At 70.8% G+C, this 2,560-nt stretch carries 2 protein-coding genes; both read left to right on the top strand.

All coding sequences use genetic code 11. From position 1 onward, the window contains the following. Positions 1–202, top strand: a 202-nt coding sequence (locus tag JMF90_RS33005; protein WP_201326001.1) for a hypothetical protein, incomplete at its 5' end; no start/stop codon positions are given. Beyond that, a partial coding sequence (locus JMF90_RS33000; protein WP_201326000.1) for an exodeoxyribonuclease V subunit beta occupies positions 199–2,560 on the top strand: 2,362 nt, incomplete at its 3' end. The genes JMF90_RS33005 and JMF90_RS33000, both read left to right, overlap by 4 nt.

The raw sequence follows: 2,560 nt of genomic DNA, 5'->3' as shown, positions 1-2,560 counted from the left end.
GCGCAGTGCGTGGGCGCGGGTATCTGACGGCGAGGCGAAGGCCGCGAGCGTGTGGATCAACGAGCGGGTCGTGAGCGAAGCCGACGACCCGGCCATCGCGATCGCGTGGCGCGGCGCGCATCCGTCGCTCGACGAGCCGTTCGGCACGCTTGCGCGACTCGTGTTCGAGCCGCTCGTCGAGCATCTGAAGGAGGTCGCATGAGCGCCGTGTCGCAGCAGCAGGCGCTCGAACTCGACGTATTCGCGTGCCCGCTCGACGGCGTCAACCAGATCGAGGCGTCGGCCGGCACCGGCAAGACCTGGAACATCTGCGCGCTGTACGTGCGTCTGCTGCTCGAAAAGGATCTCGGCGCGGACGAGATCCTCGTCGTGACCTTCACGAAAGCGGCGACGGCCGAGCTGCACGAGCGGATTCGCAGCCGGCTCGCGCAGCTTGCGCATGCGCTCGACACGGGTGACGACGGCGGAGATCCGTTCATCGCGCGCCTGCTGGAGACCACCCTCGGCGACGACGGCGCGCTCGACTCCGGGACGGCCGCGAAGCGGATCCGGCGCGCGCTGCGCGCGTTCGACCAGGCGGCGATCCATACGATCCACGCGTTCTGCCAGCGTGCACTGCAGGAAGCGCCGTTCGCGGCCGCGATGCCGTTCGCGTTCGACATGGAGGCCGACGATGCGTCGCTGCGCTTCGAACTCGCGGCGGATTTCTGGCGCACGCGTGTCGAACCGGCGGCCGCGCGCTGGCCGGGCTTCGCGACCTGGCTCGTCGAATCGGGCGCCGGCCCGGCCGCGCTTGATGCACAGCTTGCACGCCGGCTGAAGAAGCCGCTCGCCGCGCTGCGCTGGGATGGCGTGACCGAGCCGGACGAATCAGCCGAAGCGGCGGCGGCCGAATGCTTCGCCGAGGCGGCGCGGATGTGGGCGGCCGAGCGCGACGCGATCGATGCGTTGCTGCGCGCCGCGCAGCCCGTGCTGAATCAACGCTCGCACAAGCCCGACGCGGTTGCCGATGCGCTTGCCGCGTGGGCCGTGCATTTCGAGCAGGGCGACGCGACGGCCGCGCTGCCGAAAGCCGCGCTGAAGCTCACGCAAACCGCGCTGACGAAGGCGACCAAAAAAGGCGGTGCGACACCCGCACATGCGTTCTTCGACGTGGCCGACGCGCTCGAAGCGGCCGTGGCCGCAGCCGAGGCTGCGCAGCGCGCGCGCTGGCTCGCGCTGATCGCCGAATGGCTCGACATGGCGCCCGGCGAGCTGGCCGAGCGCAAGCGCACGCGACGCGTCGTGTCGTTCGACGACCTGCTCGCGAACCTGTATCACGCGCTGCACGCGCATCCATGGCTCGCCGAGACGCTGCGCGCGCGCTATCCGGCCGCGTTGATCGACGAGTTCCAGGATACCGATCCGCTGCAGTTCGCGATCTTCGACCGGATCTTCGCGCCGCGCGGCCCGCTGTTTCTCGTAGGCGATCCGAAGCAGGCGATCTACAGTTTCCGCGCGGCCGACCTGCATACCTATCTCGCCGCGCGCGCACGGGCGAGCGCGTGCTACACGCTCGCGGTCAACCAGCGCTCGACGCCTGCGATCGTCGACGCGTGCAACCGCTTCTTCCTGTCGAATCCGCGCGCGTTCGTGCTCGACGGGCTCGACTATTACGCGGTGCGCGCCGGCACGCGTGTGCGTGCGCCGTTCGTCGACGAGACCGATCCGGGCCCGGCCGGCGATTTCCGGGTGTGGGCGCTGCCGGGCGGCGAAGGTACGCTGCTCAAGCGCGATGCGCAGGCGCAGGCTGCACAGGCCTGCGCGGCCGAGATCGCGCGGCTGATGCGCGGCGCGCGTGAAGGGCGTGTGCGGTTGGGAGAGTCGCCGTTGTCGCCGGGCGACATCGCGGTGCTCGTGCAGACGCACCGGCAGGGCAGCCTCGTGAAGCGCGTGCTCGCGACGTGGGGCATCGGCAGCGTCGAGCTGGCGCAGGCGTCGGTGTTCTCGACCGGCGACGCCGAACAGCTCGAACGCGTGCTGGCGGCGATCGATGCGCCGGGCGACCTGCGGCGTCTGCGCGCGGCGCTCGCGTCCGACTGGTTCGGGCTCGATGCCGGCGCGCTGTGGCGCATGGAGCAGGGCGACGGCGATGCGCCACCCGGCGCGTCGGCGGCCGACAGTGCGGACGCGATGAGCTGGGTCGAGCGCTTCTCGCGGTATCGGCTGCTGTGGCGCGAACGCGGCTTCGCGGTGATGTGGCGCACGTTCACGCGCGAGCTGCGGATCGCCGAACGGCTGATGGCCGGTGCGGACGGCGAGCGCCGCGTGACCGACATCAACCATCTGGCCGAGTTGACGCAGGCGCGGGCATCCGCGCAACCGGGTATCGCGCCGACGCTGCGCTGGCTCGCCGCGCAACGGCTCGACGGCGGCGGCGAGGAAGCGCAACTGCGGCTCGAATCCGATCGCAACCTCGTGCAGATCGTCACGGTGCACAAGTCGAAGGGGCTCGAATACGCGGTCGTGTTCTGTCCGTTCCTCAACGACGGCGGGCTACGCGAGCCGCCGTCTTCCGCGC

The sequence above is a fragment of the Burkholderia sp. E168m23 genome (assembly GCF_016586125.1).
GTDB lineage: Bacteria > Pseudomonadota > Gammaproteobacteria > Burkholderiales > Burkholderiaceae > Burkholderia > Burkholderia orbicola.
Note: the sequence above shows the minus strand (reverse complement) of the source record. Positions and strands in the feature narration are given on the sequence as shown.